Below are 16272 nucleotides of genomic sequence, written 5' to 3' on the forward strand. Positions count from 1 at the left end.
TTGCAGAGCGGTACTGAGTGGGGGGAAGAGCAGAATTCCCGCCGATTTGCCCTGTCCGCATGGTGAGAAACCGCAGGAACCAGCAGGGGTGGTTCAGGTGTATCAGGGGTTTTGCTGATTACCGAAATCCGTTGCCGCAGGCCACCTTCAGTGCCATGGACAGGTCCCTCGCGTACCGGGCGCCGAGGATGTAGCTGTGGGCCTCCTTTGCGCGCGTGTTACGCAGTGTTACGTCCACGAAAGGGAGTCCGGCGTTCCGTGGCACTTTTCCGCATTCCGACACCCGGACGATGACGGCGATCTTGCGGGAGCCGCCACCTTTCACCCGTAAAGGAGTTGCCGGCCTGGAGGTCAGGGACAGGCCGGCGTAGGGCTGGGAAATGCTCAGAACGGTCACCGGAGCGTCGGATTCCGCAAGCGCTTGTATGGTGAATTCAAATTCCGGCGCAGTCGTCCTTGTGTCTCTGACCTGCATGTACAGGTACCGGAAGGACGTCGTCTGGCTCGGGAAACGCAGTTCGGGCGGAGGCTCGGGACGAGGGCGGGTGAGGTACAGCAACGCGCCTGCCGCGAGCACGGCGACGGCGAGGAACGCGGCGGCGGTGGCCCTCCGGTGACGTCTCGGCATGCGGGTCCGAGGCCCGCTTCGGGAGCGTGCGACGACGGGAGGCGGGTCCAACGGGCGCGTGTCGCCGTCCGGTTCGACCGGGCCGATCCCGCTCATCGCCACGGCCCCTCTCCGGGCCCGCCGGAGCGGTACCAGGCCGTGCAGCCCTCGCGAGCCTGACGTTCCACCAACACGTCGATGTTTCCCGCCCCTTGGCGGCGGGCGGCGCGCGCCGAGTCCACGACCTCGCGCAGGATGTCGTACTGCCCGCCGGACATCCCCATCGACTGGTAGTCGCCGTACCCGCGGCCGTCGAGCACCTCGCGGGACCAGTGACCGACGATGCTCACACACAGGTCGACGTCCGAAGTCGCCCTCGGTGACGGGCCGTCGGCCATGGAGGGGGAGGGGGCGCGGGCGGCGCGGGAGCCTTCCGCCGCGCACCCGGTCACGGCCAGGGCCGCCACGAGGAGGACCGCCCGGAGGGGTGCCCGGAACGCCCCGGCGCTGCGAGAGGTGCCGCCCCGTCCCATGGCACCGAACGCTAGAGCGCCCGTCGGCCGCGGGCAATGGCGGCGACGGGCGCGATGCTGTGGAAAGGCGACGGGCGCGGTGCCGTGGAGAGAGTACGGAGGCGGGGGCCGGTGTGCGGCGGGCGGCTTCCCGCACCCCCGCCGACGTCAGCCGGCCGCCTTCTCCGCGTCGCCGGGGCGGACGTCCCGCAGCAGACAGGTCAGCCGGGCGGTGCACACCCGCTTGTCCGCCTCGTCGGTGATCACGATCTCGTACGTCGCCGTGGACCGGCCCCGGTGCACCGGGGTGGCAACGCCGGTGACCAGGCCGGAACGGACCCCGCGGTGGTGCGTGCAGTTGAGGTCCACACCGACCGCGATCTTGTTCACCCCGCCGTGCAGCATCGAGCCGACCGAGCCCAGCGTCTCCGCCAGCACGGCGGACGCACCGCCGTGCAGCAGGCCGTAGGGCTGGGTGTTGCCCTCCACCGGCATCGTCCCGACGACACGTTCCGCCGAGGCCTCCGTGATCTGCACACCCATCCGCGTGCCGAGGTGGCCCGCCGAGAACAGCGCCTGGAGATCCACACCGAGCGCGTTGTACTCGTCGATGACCTCCTGCGGGAACTTCACCTGCTGCGGCTCTCCCATGGGCCCGGCTCCAATCGTGCGTCGGTACGTCGGTACGTCTGTGCCCTGAGCGAACGCTCAGTCGGTCGCCGATTGTTCCAGACGCACCACGACCGACTTGCTGGCCGGGGTGTTGGAGACGTCCGCGGTGGCGTCGAGCGGCACCAGCACGTTGGTCTCCGGGTAGTACGCGGCGGCGCAGCCCCGTGCCGTCGGGTAGTGCACGACGCGGAAACCGGGCGCCCTGCGCTCCACCCCGTCCTTCCACTCGCTCACCAGGTCGACGTACGAGCCGTCCGCGAGCTTCAGCTCCTGCGCGTCACCGGGGTTGACGAGCACCACGCGGCGCCCGTTCCTGATGCCCCGGTACCGGTCGTCCAGGCCGTAGATCGTGGTGTTGTACTGGTCGTGCGAGCGCAGCGTCTGCAGCAGCAGCCGGCCCTCGGGCAGGCGCGGGTACTCGACCGGCGCCGCCGTGAAGTTGGCCTTGCCGGTGGCGGTGGGGAAGCGCCGCTCGTCGCGCGGGGCGTGGGGGAGGGCGAAACCGCCGGGGCGCGCCACGCGCGCGTTGAAGTCCTCGAAGCCGGGCACCACGCGCGCGATGCGGTCGCGGACCGTCGCGTAGTCCTTCTCGAACTCCTCCCACGGCACGTCGTCCTGCGCACCGAGGACGCGGCGTGCCAGCCGGCACACGATGGCCGGCTCCGAGAGCAGGTGCGGGCTCGCCGGCTCCAGGCGCCCGCGCGAGGCGTGCACCATGCCCATGGAGTCCTCCACCGTCACGAACTGCTCGCCGCTCGCCTGGCGGTCGCGCTCGGTGCGGCCCAGCGTCGGCAGGATCAGGGCGCGCGCGCCCGTGACCGCGTGCGAGCGGTTCAGCTTCGTCGACACGTGCACGGTCAGCCGCGCCCGGCGCATCGCGGCCTCGGTGACCTCGGTGTCGGGGGAGGCGGAGACGAAGTTGCCGCCCATCGCGAAGAACACCTTCGCCTCGCCGTCGCGCAGCGCGCGGATCGCCCGGACGACGTCGTAACCGTGCCTGCGCGGAGGAGCGAAGCCGAACTCCTTCTCCAGCGCGTCCAGGAACGCCGGTGCCGGCCGCTCGAAGATGCCCATCGTGCGGTCGCCCTGCACGTTGGAGTGGCCGCGCACCGGGCACACCCCCGCGCCCGGACGGCCGATGTTGCCGCGCAGCAGCAGGAAGTTGACGACCTCGCGGATCATCGGCACCGAGTGCTTGTGCTGGGTCAGGCCCATCGCCCAGCAGACGACGATCCGCTCCGAGTTCAGCACCATGCGCAGGAAGCGTTCGACGTCCTCGCGCGCCAGACCGGTCGCGGTGAGTGTCTCGTCCCAGTCGGCGGTGCGGGCGGCCTCGGCGAACTCCTCGAAGCCGTGGGTGTGTTCGCGGACGAACTCCTCGTCGACCGCGCCCGGGGTGTCCAGGATCAGCTTGTTGAGGAGACGGAACAGGGCCTGGTCGCCGCCGATGCGGATCTGCAGGAACAGGTCGGTCAGCGTGGTGCCGGTGGCCAGCCCCTTGGGCGTCTGCGGGTTCTTGAAGCGCTCCAGGCCCGCCTCGGGGAGCGGGTTGACGCTCACCACGCGCGCGCCGTTCGCCTTGGCCTTCTCCAGGGCGGACAGCATGCGCGGGTGGTTGGTGCCCGGGTTCTGCCCGGCGACGACGATGAGGTCCGCCCGGTACAGGTCCTCCAGCAGCACGCTGCCCTTGCCGACGCCGATCGTCTCCGACAGGGCCGAGCCGGACGACTCGTGGCACATGTTGGAGCAGTCGGGCAGGTTGTTGGTGCCGAGCTTGCGCGCGAAGAGCTGGTAGAGGAACGCGGCCTCGTTGCTGGTGCGGCCCGAGGTGTAGAAGACGGCCTCGTCGGGGGACGAGAGCGCGGTCAGCTCCTCGGCGACGATGTCGAAGGCGCGCTCCCAGCTCACCGGCTCGTAGTGGTCGGCGCCCTCCGGGAGGTACATCGGGTGGGTCAGCCTGCCCTGCTGCCCCAGCCAGTAGCCGCTGCGGCGGGCCAGGTCGGAGACCGGGTGCGCGGCGAAGAACTCGGGGGTGACCCGGCGCAGCGTGGCTTCCTCGGCCACCGCCTTCGCGCCGTTCTCGCAGAACTCCGCCTTGTGCCGGTGCTCCGGCTCCGGCCAGGCGCAGCCCGGGCAGTCGAACCCGTCCTTCTGGTTGACGCTGAGCAGCGTCAGCGCCGTGCGCTTCACACCCATCTGCTGGTGGGCCATGCGCAGGGTGTGACCGATCGCGGGCAGCCCGGCGGCCGCCCGCTTCCGCTCGGCCACCGTCGGCGCGTCCTGCACCGGATCACCCTGGGGCGGCTTCGTTGCCATCGCGCACTCCTGTTCACGCACGTGTGAGGTGGATCTCTTCGATCCTCGCATGCGGGGGGTGCGCGTACGGAGACGCCTGCGGCGCGGGGTTCTGTCCGGTGGGGGCTTGGGTGTGACGCCTGCGGCGCAGGGTTGCGGTGCGGTGGGGGCGGGCGTAGCGCGCAGGGTCGGTGGGTGGTGCGGGGCCGCGGCGGGGGCGGTCGTCCTCGGTCTGGCGCGACGGAGTCGCTTGGTACGGGGAAGGCGCGGACGCGCCAGCCGCTGCGGGCGCCCACCCCCGCCCCGTCCCCTCCCGCCGACGGGCGGCTGCACCAACACCGGTGGCGCGTGGCGGGCGGCGGCCGCGGTGTCGCCGACTGCGGGCATGCGTGCCGCCTGGGGCGGCACGGGTGGGCGCGGCGGCGCCTCGTTGGCGCCGAGGTGCGCGAACACCCCCGGACCACAGCCGCACCGGTGCCTCCCGCCCCGTGGGCGAGGACGCGGGCGTGGGCGCCGACACCCGGTGTCAGTCCGGCGTGGCAGGATCGGACACGTGGCAGACACAGCATCGAAGAAGACCGACCAGACCCCCGGCGGAAGCCGCCCGCGCCTGATGCTCATGGACGGGCACTCACTGGCGTACCGCGCGTTCTTCGCGCTGCCCGCGGAGAACTTCACCACCGCGACGGGCCAGCCGACGAACGCGATCTACGGCTTCGCGTCGATGCTCGCCAACACCCTGCGTGACGAGGCGCCCACGCACTTCGCGGTCGCCTTCGACGTGTCCCGCAAGACCTGGCGCTCGGAGGAGTTCACCGAGTACAAGGCGAACCGCTCCAAGACCCCCGACGAGTTCAAGGGCCAGGTCGAGCTGATCGGCGAGCTGCTCGACGCGATGAGCGTGCCCCGCTTCGCCGTCGAGGGGTACGAGGCGGACGACGTCATCGCCACGCTCGCCACCCGGGCCGAGGCCGAGGGCTTCGACGTGCTGATCGTCACCGGCGACCGGGACTCCTTCCAGCTGGTCTCCGACCACGTGACGGTGCTGTATCCGACCAAGGGCGTCTCCGAGCTGACCCGCTTCACCCCGGAGAAGGTGTTCGAGAAGTACGGCCTCACGCCCGCGCAGTACCCGGACTTCGCCGCCCTGCGCGGCGATCCGTCCGACAACCTCCCCGGCATTCCCGGCGTCGGCGAGAAGACCGCCGCGAAGTGGATCAACCAGTTCGGCTCCTTCGCCGAGCTGGTCGAGCGGGTCGACGAGGTCAAGGGCAAGGCCGGGCAGAACCTCCGCGACCACCTGGAGTCCGTCAAGCTCAACCGCCGGCTCACCGAGCTGGAGCGCCAGGTCGAGCTGCCGAAGGGCGTGCAGGACCTGCAGCGCACGGCCTACGACCGCAAGGCCGTGGCGATGATCCTCGACACCCTGGAGATCAGGAACCCGTCGCTCCGGGAGCGGCTGTTCGGCGTCGACCCGGGCGCCGAGGAGGCCGAGACCACCCCGGTCGTCGCGGACGGCGTGGAGATCGACGGCACGGTGCTGGGCACCGGCGAGCTGGCCGGCTGGCTGGCGGAGCACGCCACCGGCCCGCTGGGCGTCGCCGCCGTCGACACCTGGGCGCTCGGCACCGGCTCCGTCGCCGAGATCGCGCTCGCCACGGCGGAGGGACCGGCCGCCTGGTTCGACCCGGCCGAGCTCGACGAGGCCGACGAGCGGGCCTTCCGCACCTGGCTCGCCGACCCGGCCTGTCCCAAGGTGTTCCACAACGCCAAGCGCGCGATGCGCGTCTTCCCCGAACACGGCTGGACGGTCGACGGCGTCACCATGGACACGGCCCTCGCCGCGTACCTGGTCAAGCCCGGCCGCCGCTCCTTCGACCTGGACGCGCTGTCCCTGGAGTACCTGCACCGGGAGCTCGCGCCCGCCGCGGCGGCCGACGGGCAGCTCGCCTTCGGCGCGGACGACGGCGCCCAGGCGCACGCGCTCATGGTGCAGGCCCGCGCCGTGCTCGACCTGGGCGAGGCCTTCGAGGGCCGCCTCGCGGACGTCGGCGCGTCCGACCTGCTGCGCGACATGGAGCTGCCCACCTCCGCCCTGCTCGCCCGCATGGAGCGGCACGGCATCGCCGCCGACCGGGCGCACCTGGAAGCCATGGAGCAGATGTTCGCCGGCGCCGTGCAGCAGGCGGTGAAGGAAGCGCACGCGGCGGCCGGGCACGAGTTCAACCTGGGCTCGCCCAAGCAGCTCCAGGAAGTCCTCTTCGGCGAGCTGGCCCTGCCCAGGACGAAGAAGACCAAGACCGGTTACACCACGGACGCGGACGCGCTGGCCTGGCTCGCCGGCCAGACGGACAACGAACTGCCGGTCATCATGCTGCGCCACCGTGAGCAGGCGAAGCTCCGCGTCACCGTCGAGGGCCTGATCAAGACGATCGCCGCGGACGGCCGTATCCACACCACGTTCAACCAGACCGTCGCCGCGACGGGCCGGCTGTCCTCCACGGACCCCAACCTGCAGAACATCCCGGTCCGCACCGACGAGGGCCGCGCCATCCGCCGCGGCTTCGTGGTCGGCGAGGGCTTCGAGTCGCTGCTCACCGCCGACTACAGCCAGATCGAGCTGCGCGTGATGGCGCACCTCTCCGAGGACGCCGGCCTCATCGAGGCGTTCACCTCCGGCGAGGACCTGCACACCACGGCCGCCGCCCAGGTGTTCTCCGTGGAGCAGTCCGCGGTGGACGCGGAGATGCGCCGCAAGATCAAGGCGATGTCCTACGGCCTGGCCTACGGGCTGTCCGCCTTCGGCCTCTCCCAGCAGCTGAACATCGAGGCGGCGGAGGCGCGCCAGCTGATGGACGCCTACTTCGAGCGCTTCGGCGGCGTACGGGACTATCTGCGCCGCGTCGTGGACGAGGCGCGGGCCACGGGGTACACGGCGACCCTCTTCGGCCGCCGCCGCTACCTGCCCGACCTCAACAGCGACAACCGCCAGCGGCGCGAGGCGGCGGAGCGGATGGCGCTGAACGCGCCGATCCAGGGCACGGCGGCGGACATCGTCAAGATCGCCATGCTGAACGTCGACCGCGCCCTGCGGGAGGCGGACCTGCGCTCGCGGATGCTGCTCCAGGTCCACGACGAAATCGTCCTGGAACTCGCCCCCGGGGAGCGGGAACAGGTCGAGGACCTGGTGCGCCGTGAGATGGCCTCCGCGGTCGAACTGAGGGTCCCCCTCGGGGTCTCGGTGGGCGTGGGCCCGGACTGGGAGTCGGCGGCGCACTGAGGCGGCGCGCGTGTCCGGGCGCGGTGGTGACGCCGCGCCCGGCTTCCGCGCACTTGTGACGAGGCGTCGCCGTCCCAGACTGCCCGAGGACGTATCCGCAGGTCGGAGCGGGTCCGGGAGGGTGTCCTGGCGTATGCCGGGCTCTCGTCGTTTCACTCGCGTGGCCCCCGCAGGGGGGCCCGCAGCGGGGTGGGCGGCCAGCATGCCAAGCATGGGTATACGCATGCTTCACCGCAGAGCGGCACCCCCGCGGGCCGACGCCGACGGACCCACCACCCAGGCGTTTCCGCCGGTCCCGGTCTTCGCGGCCGCCGCAAGTACCGCCCGCATCCCCGGCGGCCTCACGGCCGCGTTCCGCGACACCGCCGTCCGGCTCGGCCGGCGCGTCACCGACGGCAGGTGGAGAACCGGCCGCACACCCGCCGCCCCGGCCGCCGGGACCGGCCGGCCCCCGTGGCGGCTGTGGGCGGAGCTGGCCCGCGCCTACCTCACCCTCGTCCTCACCCTGCTGCCCCGGCCCCGCCCGGTCCGCACGGTCACCGTGTTCGTCGCGGCGAGCGAGACCCTCAGCGTGCGGCCGTACGGTCCGCCTCCCGCGTACCGGCGTCCGCAGGGCCCTCCGTGGCCGGGGCCCGACGCCACGCCCTGACGGCTACGGCATAGACCGGCAGCGCGGCCACCAGCCCCGCTCCGGCGCCGAAACAGACGGTCGGGATCAGCTCGTAGGGCTTCGCCGTATGACCCCAGTGGTCCCACCACCGGACGGCCCGCAGCACCGCCGCCGCCACCGCGCATCCGCCGAGCAGCAGGACGGCGCCCCACCGGCCGCCCGCCGGCAGCACCGGCACCTCCGGGGGCACCGCGTCCCCGGGGCCCGTACGCCGCAGCGCCCGCGCCACGAAGACCACGAGCACGATCGCGGCCAGCAGCGAACTCCCGTACTGCGCGTACCAGAACACCGGCGAACCGCCGATCTCCTCGCCCAGCACCGGGATCAGCCGCGTGCCCCACCGGTCGTGATGGGTGAACGCGTCCCACACCACGTGCGTCAGGCCCCCGAGCACGGCCGACACGTACCAGCGCGCCGCCAGCGACGCCCGTACCCGTGCCCGGGGCGCACCGCAGCGCGTCAGCGCCGCCACCCGCCCCTGACGGGCCCGCGGCAACAGCGCCACCAACGGCTCCCGCACCAGCAGCCACAGCCCCACCAGCGCCCAGGCGATGAGCACGTCCACGGTGAACACGCCCCACCCCGCGTGCGTCACGTCGCCGAACTCCATCGCCCCGGACACGACACTGGCCGCGTAATAGGTCATGTCAGGTGCGAAGCTGCCCGCGACGAGCACCGCCGGGACCAGCGGGCCGCGCCCGGTGCCGTCGGTGCGGACGGCAGGTAGCACCGCCGCCGCGTGGCTGAGCGTGAAAGGCAACGGGACTCCTCGCAGCAGGCATTGACCGGGTATGTCCGGGCGCGTCGGCCGGAAGACCGGGCGCAGGGCGGACCTCAGTATTCGGCAGGCCGGCTCGCGGCGGTCCGCCGCCCCGCGAACCGTCCGGACGAGAAGATGGCCAACCGGTGAATATCGGGCATCAACGGGTGTCCGTCCAAGGGAAGTTGTCGTAGGGTCGCGAGGGTCGCCGACCCGGTCCCGCATCCCAGGGCAACCGGCGGGGCGGGCAGATCGTCACAACAGGGCGGACGCAGTACACGGTGAGGGCGCTCACAGCGCCTGCGGGGAGGGGTTCACTCTATGGCGGCGCACATCGGCAGGAGGCTGCGCAAGGGAGCGGCAACCACCGCCGTGGCCGCGGCAGCGGTGGCGGCCCTGTCCGCGTCCCAGGCCCCCGGCGTCACGGTCGACGACCAGGGCAGACAGAGCACCGGCGACGCCACCTCCGCGCCCGACACGGCCGCCGACGACAGCGCGACCGGCAACTCGCCGTACTACACGGACCTGCCGCCCCTCAACAGCCCCAACCCGTCGCCCTCCGCGAGCTCCGGCGAGACGGGCGACCAGCGGGCCGCCGAGGCCGGCATACCCGCGACCGTCCTCGACGCCTACAAACGGGCCGAGGCCACGCTGCGCGAGAAGAAGCCCGGCTGCAACCTGCCCTGGCAACTCCTCGCCGCCATCGGCAAGGTGGAGTCCGGTCAGGCGCGCGGCGGCCGGGTCACCGCCGACGGCACCACCGTCACGCCGATCCTCGGCCCCCAGCTCGACGGCAACGGCTTCGCCCTCATCCGCGACACCGACAACGGCGCCTACGACGGCAACCGGATGTACGACCAGGCGGTCGGGCCGATGCAGTTCATCCCCTCCACCTGGGACTGGGCGGGCCGCGACGGCAACGGCGACGGCCGCAAGGACCCCAACAACATCTACGACGCCGCCCTCGCCGCCGGCCACTACCTCTGCCGCAACGACTGGGACCTGTCGAAGCCGGGCGACCTGCGCAAGGCGATCCTCAGCTACAACAACTCGACGGACTACCTGAACACCGTCCTGTCGTGGCTCGAGTACTACCGCAAGGGCACCCACGAGATCCCCGACGGCACCGGCACCCTGCCCGAGGACCGCAGCGACGCACGCCCCGGCGTCACCCCGTCCGCGCCGGGCACCACCCCGCCGGCGCGGCCCGGCTCCCGGCCCGGCAAGCCCTCCGGCTCCCGGCCGTCGCCCAGCCCGGCCGAACCCGGCACCGGCAGCCCGGGCACGCCGCCCGTCACGCCCCCGCCGTCCACCCCGCCGACGCCCACCGACACGGTGCACCACCTGGAGGACGCCGGCACCGGCACCCTCACGGCCATGGCGGGCCACACCTTCGCCGAGCGCATCTCGACGCGCGCGGAGACGAAGGCGGGCAAGGCCGTGGCCAAGGTGCGGATCCGCTTCACCATCGTCGGCGACACGGACGCCGCCTTCGCCGGCGGCGAGAGGGTGGCGACCGTGACCACCGACGCGTCCGGCGTCGCGGTCGCGCCCGCGCTGCAGGCGGGGGAGAGGACCGGCGCGTTCGCCGTCCAGGCGGCCGTGGCCGGCCGCTCGGTCAAGGGCGTCCCCTACAAGGTGACGGTCACCCAGCGTGTCGCCGACGCCCTCACCCGCGTCGGCGACAAGGAACCGACCTGCGTCGCGGGCGGCGAGTTCGCCGAACCGGTCGAGGTCAAGGCCACCTACGGCGGTGAGGCCGCCGGGAAGGTGGCCGTCACGGCGAAGCTCGTGAGGTCCGCCGACGACCCCGCCGAGAACGACAAGGGTCCCTATTTCAGGGACGCCGAGGGCAAGGCGCTCCGCACCCTGACCGGTCTGAGTACCGACGCGGACGGACGGCTGACCCTGCCGAAGCTGTACGCGGACGACACCGCCGGCACGTTCCTGCTCCGCGTCACCACGGCGGGCGGTGCGACCCTCGACGTGAAGCTGACCGTGGAGCCCGCCGCCACGCCGAGCCCCGACCCGGACCCGTCGGCGGACCCGGACGCCTCGGCGGACCCGGATCCCTCGGCGGACCCGTCCACCGAGCCGTCACAGACCCCGGCCGCCTGAGCCGGCGCCCCGCCCGCTACCCGCGCAAGCGCGCGTTGGTGTGGCGGGTGGGCCGCGCGGCGGCCGGATCCTCCGGCCAGGGGTGCTTCGGGTACCTGCCGCGCAGCTCCGCCCGCACCTGCTGGTAGCCGTCGCGCCAGAAGGAGGCGAGGTCGGCGGTGACCGCGGCGGGCCGCCCGGCCGGGGACAGCAGATGCACCAGCAGCGGCACCCCGGCCACTGTGGGCGACTCCTGCAGCCCGAACATCTCCTGCAGCTTCACGGCGAGCACCGGCCGCTCCGGGTCGGACCAGTCGACGCGGACGGACGACCCGCTGGGCACGGTGATCCGCTCGGGCGCCAGCTCGTCGAGGCGCGCCGCCTCGCCCGACGCCCACGGCAGCAGCCGCGCGAGCGCCTGCCCGGCGTCGATCCGCGCGAGGTCGGTCCGGCGCCGCGCCCGGCTCAGCTCCGGCTCCAGCCATTCGTCCACGCGCGCGTGGAGCGCCTCGTCGGACACGTCCGGCCACGGCTCGCCCAGCCGCGCGTGCAGGAACGCCAGCCGCTGCCGCAGGACCTCCGCCCCGGGCGGCCAGCGCAGCAGTCCGAACCCCTCCCGGCGCAGCCCGTCCAGCAGCGCGGCGCGCACCGGCGCGGGGTCGGCGTCCGTGAGCGGCCGCGCGGCCAGCTCGACCGCCCCGAGCCGCTCGACCCGGCGCGCCACGACGTCCCCGTCGGCCCAGTGCACCTCCTCGCGCCGTTCGAGGAGGGTCCCCGCGGCCCACCGCGCCACGTACTCGTCCACGGCGGCCCCCAGCAGCACGCGCGCGTGCCCGCGCCCCACGGGCCGGTCGGCGACGGCGACGGCCACCCACTCGGCCCCGCGCAACCCGGACCCGGCCCCGATCTCGGCCCGGGTCCCGCCCACCATCAGACACGACCCCCCGTCGATCCGGGCCACCCGCTCGGGAAAGGCGAGCGCCACCACGAGCCCGACGCCCCGCTCCTCGGCACCGAGGGCACCCGGACCGGAGGTGACGGCGTCGCCGCCCGGCCCGTCGGCCGGTGCCGCCCCCTCCGCGTCCGACGCAGCGCCCCGCAGTCTCCGGACCTCCGCCCGCCACCGGGCCGCGTACCCGTCGCCACCCCGGCGTGCCCTGCGCAACGCCGTGGGGAGGTCTTCACCGTGGTCGCGGGGTGGTTCCTCGGAGAGGAGGGCGACCACCTCGGACGCGAGGGCGGCGCCCACGCGCGGGGAGGCGTCCAGAAGGGCGCGGCCCAGGCGTGGGTGGAGGCCGAGGCGGGCCAGGCGGGCGCCCCGCTGCGTGGGGCGGCCGTCCGGCCGTACGGCGTCGATCGCCATGAGGACGTCCCGGGCCGCCGCCATCGCACCGCCCGGAGGGGGGTCCAGCAGCGCCAGGCCGGAGGCGTCCGGGTCGCCCCAGCAGGCCGCCTGCAGCGCGAACGCCGTCAGGTCGGCCACCTTGATCTCGGGGGAGGGGTACGACGGCAGCCGCGCGTCCTCGGCATCCGACCAGCAGCGGTACACCGCGCCCGGCGCCTCACGCCCGGCACGCCCCGCCCGCTGGCGTCCCGCGGCGCGTGCGGCCCGTACCGTCGTGAGCGCGCTCAGCCCCCGCGCGTGGTCGACGCGCGGCTCGCGGGCGAGTCCCGAGTCCACCACCACCCGTACGCCCGGCACCGTCAGCGAGGACTCCGCGACCGAGGTCGCCAGCACCACCCGCCGCCGCTCCCCGGGCGACAGCACCGCGTCCTGCACGGCGGCCGGCGCACGCCCGTGCACCTGGAGGACGTCCACGCCGGACAGGCCGCCCAGCATCCCGGCCACCCGGGAGATCTCCCCGGCCCCCGGCAGGAACACCAGCACGTCGCCGTCCCGTTCCGCCAAGGCGCGCCGTACCACCGCCGCCACGTGCGTGAGCAGCGCCGGGTCCACCCACATGCCGTGCGGCGGACGCACCGCGCGCGGGGGCGGCGCCCACACCACGTCGACGGGATGCGCGGCGCCCCGCGCCTCGACGACGGGCGCACCGCCCAGCAGCCGCGCCCAGCCCTCCGCGTCCGTCGTCGCCGAAGCGGCCACCAGCCGCAGGTCGGGCCGCAGCGTCTCGCGCACGTCCCACAGGAACGCCGCCGCCGTGTCCGCGTCCAGATGCCGCTCGTGGCACTCGTCGAGCACCACCGCGTCCACCCCGGCCAGCTCCTGGTCGCGCTGGAGCCGCTGCAGCAGCACACCGGTCGTGACGACCTCCACGCGCGTGTCCCGCCCCACGGCCCGCTCCCCGCGCACGGTGAAGCCGACCGAGGCGCCCACCCGCTCGCCCAGCAGCCACGCCATCCGGCGCGCCGCCGCGCGGGCCGCGATCCGCCGGGGCTCGGCGACCAGCACCCGCCGCGCGGGGCCCGCGCCCCACAGCCCGGCCAGCGCCAGCGGCACCAGGGTGGTCTTGCCGGTGCCCGGCGGCGCCACCAGCACCGACGTGCCGTGCGCGTCCAGCGCCCCGGCGAGCGAGGGCAGCGCCTCGCGCACCGGAAGGGACTCCAGCGCCTCGTGACGGATCACGCGCTCAGTCCCGTACGCACACGAAGATCGCCGTGCCGGGGATCAGGCTGCCACGCAGCGGGGACCAGCCGCCCCACTCCGCCGTGTTCCAGGCCGGCCACTCCGGCTCCACCAGGTCCACCAGCCGGAAACCGGAGGCCACCACGTCACGGACCCGGTCCCCGAGCGTCCTGTGGTGCTCCACGTACACGGCGTGGCCGGTCTCGTCCTGCTCCACGTACGGCGTGCGGTCGAAGTACGACCCGGACACGCTCAGCCCTTCCGGGCCCGGCTCGTCCGGGAACGCCCAGCGGATCGGGTGCGTCACGGAGAACACCAGCCGCCCGCCCGGACGCAGCACCCGGCGCACCTCGCGCAGCACCAGCCGCGGATCGGCGACGAAGGGCAGCGCCCCGTACGCCGAGCAGGCCAGGTCGAAGGAGGCGTCGGCGAAGGGAAGCGCGCCCGCGTCCGCGCACACGAGCGGGAACGTCCCGCCGATGCGCAGCGCGTGCTGGAGCTGGCGGTGCGAGATGTCCAGTGCCACCGGCCGCGCGCCCTGCGCGGCCAGCCAGCGCGAGCACTGCGCCGCGCCGGCGCCCAGCTCCAGGACGTCGCGCCCCTTCAGCTCCTCCGGAGGGCCGAGCAGCTCCGCCTCCACCTCGTCCAGGCCCTCCGGGCCCCACACGAAGCGGTCGTCGCCGAGAAAGGTGCCGTGCTCGTTCTGGTACTCGTCGGCGTTGCGGTCCCACCAGCCCCGGTTGGCCCGGGAGCTCTCCGTGACGCCGGCCTCCCGCCGGGTGGCCTCCGGTTCGGGGACTTCGGGCTCTTGGATGATCGGCTCCCTCGTCGTACTCTTCCGTCCAGCCGGGTCCCCGGTGTGTCGCCGAGGGGGTCTTCATCACCCCTGCGTGGCCTCGGGAGACGGCAGTTGTGCCGGTTATGCGGCGATCCGCCCCGGGTGGGCGGCTTCGCGCATTGACCCTGCCCGGCCGCCCCCGTATGCTACAAGTTGCGCTGCGGGCCTGCGCACCTCAGACGTAGCAGGCTGCGCTCGCATCTGTTGTATGTCCCCTCGGTTGTCGAGGCGCCACCGGATTTTTGTGGCGCTTCCTTGGCTGTCCGGCTTCTGCAGAGCGAAACGGGCTCCGGCGTAGCAGTACCTACGACTTCAATGTCCGTACCGGAGCCCTTTCCCACATGACGAGCAGCACCGAGACCACCGCCACCACCCCGCAGGTAGCGGTCAACGACATCGGTAACGAGGAAGCGTTCCTCGCCGCGATCGACGAGACGATCAAGTACTTCAACGACGGCGACATCGTCGACGGCGTCATCGTGAAGGTCGACCGGGACGAGGTCCTGCTCGACATCGGTTACAAGACCGAAGGTGTCATCCCGAGCCGCGAGCTCTCGATCAAGCACGACGTCGACCCGAACGAGGTCGTCGCCGTCGGCGACGAGATCGAGGCCCTGGTCCTCCAGAAGGAGGACAAGGAAGGCCGCCTGATCCTCTCGAAGAAGCGCGCCCAGTACGAGCGTGCCTGGGGCACCATCGAGAAGATCAAGGAAGAGGACGGCATCGTCACCGGTACCGTCATCGAGGTCGTCAAGGGTGGTCTCATCCTCGACATCGGCCTCCGCGGCTTCCTCCCGGCCTCCCTGGTCGAGATGCGCCGCGTCCGCGACCTCCAGCCCTACGTGGGCAAGGAGCTCGAGGCGAAGATCATCGAGCTGGACAAGAACCGCAACAACGTGGTCCTGTCCCGCCGTGCCTGGCTGGAGCAGACCCAGTCCGAGGTCCGCCAGACGTTCCTCACGACCCTGCAGAAGGGTCAGGTCCGTTCCGGCGTCGTCTCCTCGATCGTCAACTTCGGTGCCTTCGTGGACCTGGGCGGCGTGGACGGCCTGGTCCACGTCTCCGAGCTGTCCTGGAAGCACATCGACCACCCCTCCGAGGTCGTCGAGGTCGGCCAGGAGGTCACGGTCGAGGTCCTCGACGTCGACATGGACCGCGAGCGCGTCTCCCTGTCGCTGAAGGCGACCCAGGAAGACCCGTGGCAGCAGTTCGCCCGCACCCACCAGATCGGCCAGGTCGTGCCCGGCAAGGTCACGAAGTTGGTTCCGTTCGGTGCGTTCGTCCGCGTGGACGAGGGCATCGAGGGTCTGGTCCACATCTCCGAGCTGGCCGAGCGCCACGTGGAGATCCCGGAGCAGGTCGTCCAGGTCAACGACGAGATCTTCGTCAAGGTCATCGACATCGACCTCGAGCGCCGTCGCATCAGCCTCTCGCTGAAGCAGGCCAACGAGGCCTTCGGCGCCGACCCGACGGCGGTCGAGTTCGACCCGACCCTGTACGGCATGGCCGCGTCCTACGACGACCAGGGCAACTACATCTACCCCGAGGGCTTCGACCCCGAGACCAACGACTGGCTCGAGGGCTACGAGAAGCAGCGCGAGGAGTGGGAGCGCCAGTACGCCGAGGCGCAGGCTCGCTTCGAGCAGCACCAGGCGCAGGTCATCAAGTCCCGCGAGGCGGACGCCCAGGCCGCTGCCGAGGGTGGCGAGGCCGCCGCTCCGGCCGCGTCCGGCGGCGGTTCCTACTCCTCCGAGGGTGGCGACCAGTCCGGCGCCCTGGCTTCGGACGAGGCGCTGGCCGCGCTTCGCGAGAAGCTGGCGGGCGGCCAGAGCTGAGCGCTCTCCGCTGAGGGTCAGTGAGTGATCCTGAGGGGCCGCACCTTCGAGGTGCGGCCCCTCAGGCGTTCCCCGGTGGGTCTGTCGTCGGCCGAGGGCCGGTCAGGGCTGGTCACGCGTTT

At 72.9% G+C, this 16272-nt stretch carries 10 protein-coding genes; 4 read left to right on the forward strand and 6 right to left on the reverse strand.

Annotated elements, in window-relative coordinates:
- Window positions 1–720 precede the first annotated feature (720 nt).
- The 3 genes from ELQ39_RS24220 to ELQ39_RS24230 all read right to left on the reverse strand — a co-directional run bounded on the left by ELQ39_RS24220 (window position 721) and on the right by ELQ39_RS24230 (window position 4107).
- The gene (locus tag ELQ39_RS24220; protein ID WP_242593911.1) at window positions 721–1140 is read right to left on the reverse strand and encodes a hypothetical protein; all 420 of its coding nucleotides are present in this window, start codon (window positions 1138–1140) and stop codon (window positions 721–723) included.
- A 147-nt stretch (window positions 1141–1287) separates the two neighbouring features.
- Window positions 1288–1770, reverse strand: a complete 483-nt coding sequence (locus tag ELQ39_RS24225; protein WP_190000048.1) for a PaaI family thioesterase — start codon at window positions 1768–1770, stop codon at window positions 1288–1290.
- Between the two features lie 57 nt (window positions 1771–1827).
- On the reverse strand, window positions 1828–4107 hold the full coding sequence (locus tag ELQ39_RS24230; protein WP_242593912.1) for an FdhF/YdeP family oxidoreductase: 2280 nt from the start codon (window positions 4105–4107) through the stop codon (window positions 1828–1830).
- Window positions 4108–4639: 532 nt separating this feature from the next.
- Between ELQ39_RS24230 and polA the strand changes: the two genes are divergently transcribed.
- Window positions 4640–7366, forward strand: coding sequence for a DNA polymerase I (gene polA / locus ELQ39_RS24235; protein ID WP_242593913.1), 2727 nt, complete (start codon window positions 4640–4642; stop codon window positions 7364–7366).
- Window positions 7367–7577: 211 nt separating this feature from the next.
- The gene (locus tag ELQ39_RS24240; protein ID WP_225627046.1) at window positions 7578–8015 is read left to right on the forward strand and encodes a hypothetical protein; all 438 of its coding nucleotides are present in this window, start codon (window positions 7578–7580) and stop codon (window positions 8013–8015) included.
- Here the strand turns inward: ELQ39_RS24240 and ELQ39_RS24245 are convergent.
- Window positions 7933–8796 carry a DUF4184 family protein gene (locus ELQ39_RS24245; protein ID WP_225627047.1) on the reverse strand — a complete coding sequence of 288 codons (864 nt, stop codon included), beginning with the start codon at window positions 8794–8796 and terminating at the stop codon, window positions 7933–7935. The genes ELQ39_RS24240 and ELQ39_RS24245 overlap by 83 nt on opposite strands.
- A gap of 321 nt (window positions 8797–9117) precedes the next feature.
- On the opposite strand from ELQ39_RS24245, the gene ELQ39_RS24250 reads away from it, so the two are divergent.
- Window positions 9118–10914 (forward strand): lytic transglycosylase domain-containing protein, encoded by a 1797-nt coding sequence (locus ELQ39_RS24250; RefSeq protein WP_242593914.1) that lies wholly within the window; start codon window positions 9118–9120, stop codon window positions 10912–10914.
- A 16-nt stretch (window positions 10915–10930) separates the two neighbouring features.
- Here the strand turns inward: ELQ39_RS24250 and hrpB are convergent, their stop codons facing one another.
- A complete protein-coding gene (hrpB, locus tag ELQ39_RS24255) occupies window positions 10931–13477 on the reverse strand; it encodes an ATP-dependent helicase HrpB (protein ID WP_242593916.1) in 2547 nt (848 codons plus the stop codon).
- A gap of 4 nt (window positions 13478–13481) precedes the next feature.
- The gene (locus ELQ39_RS24260) at window positions 13482–14294 is read right to left on the reverse strand and encodes a class I SAM-dependent methyltransferase (protein WP_225627053.1); all 813 of its coding nucleotides are present in this window, start codon (window positions 14292–14294) and stop codon (window positions 13482–13484) included.
- Window positions 14295–14656: 362 nt separating this feature from the next.
- Between ELQ39_RS24260 and rpsA the strand changes: the two genes are divergently transcribed.
- The gene (rpsA, locus tag ELQ39_RS24265; RefSeq protein WP_006135530.1) at window positions 14657–16150 is read left to right on the forward strand and encodes a 30S ribosomal protein S1; all 1494 of its coding nucleotides are present in this window, start codon (window positions 14657–14659) and stop codon (window positions 16148–16150) included.
- Window positions 16151–16272: the final 122 nt, after the last annotated feature.

It is taken from the genome of Streptomyces sp. GB4-14 (assembly GCF_022696125.1).
Classification (GTDB): Bacteria; Actinomycetota; Actinomycetes; order Streptomycetales; family Streptomycetaceae; genus Streptomyces; species Streptomyces werraensis.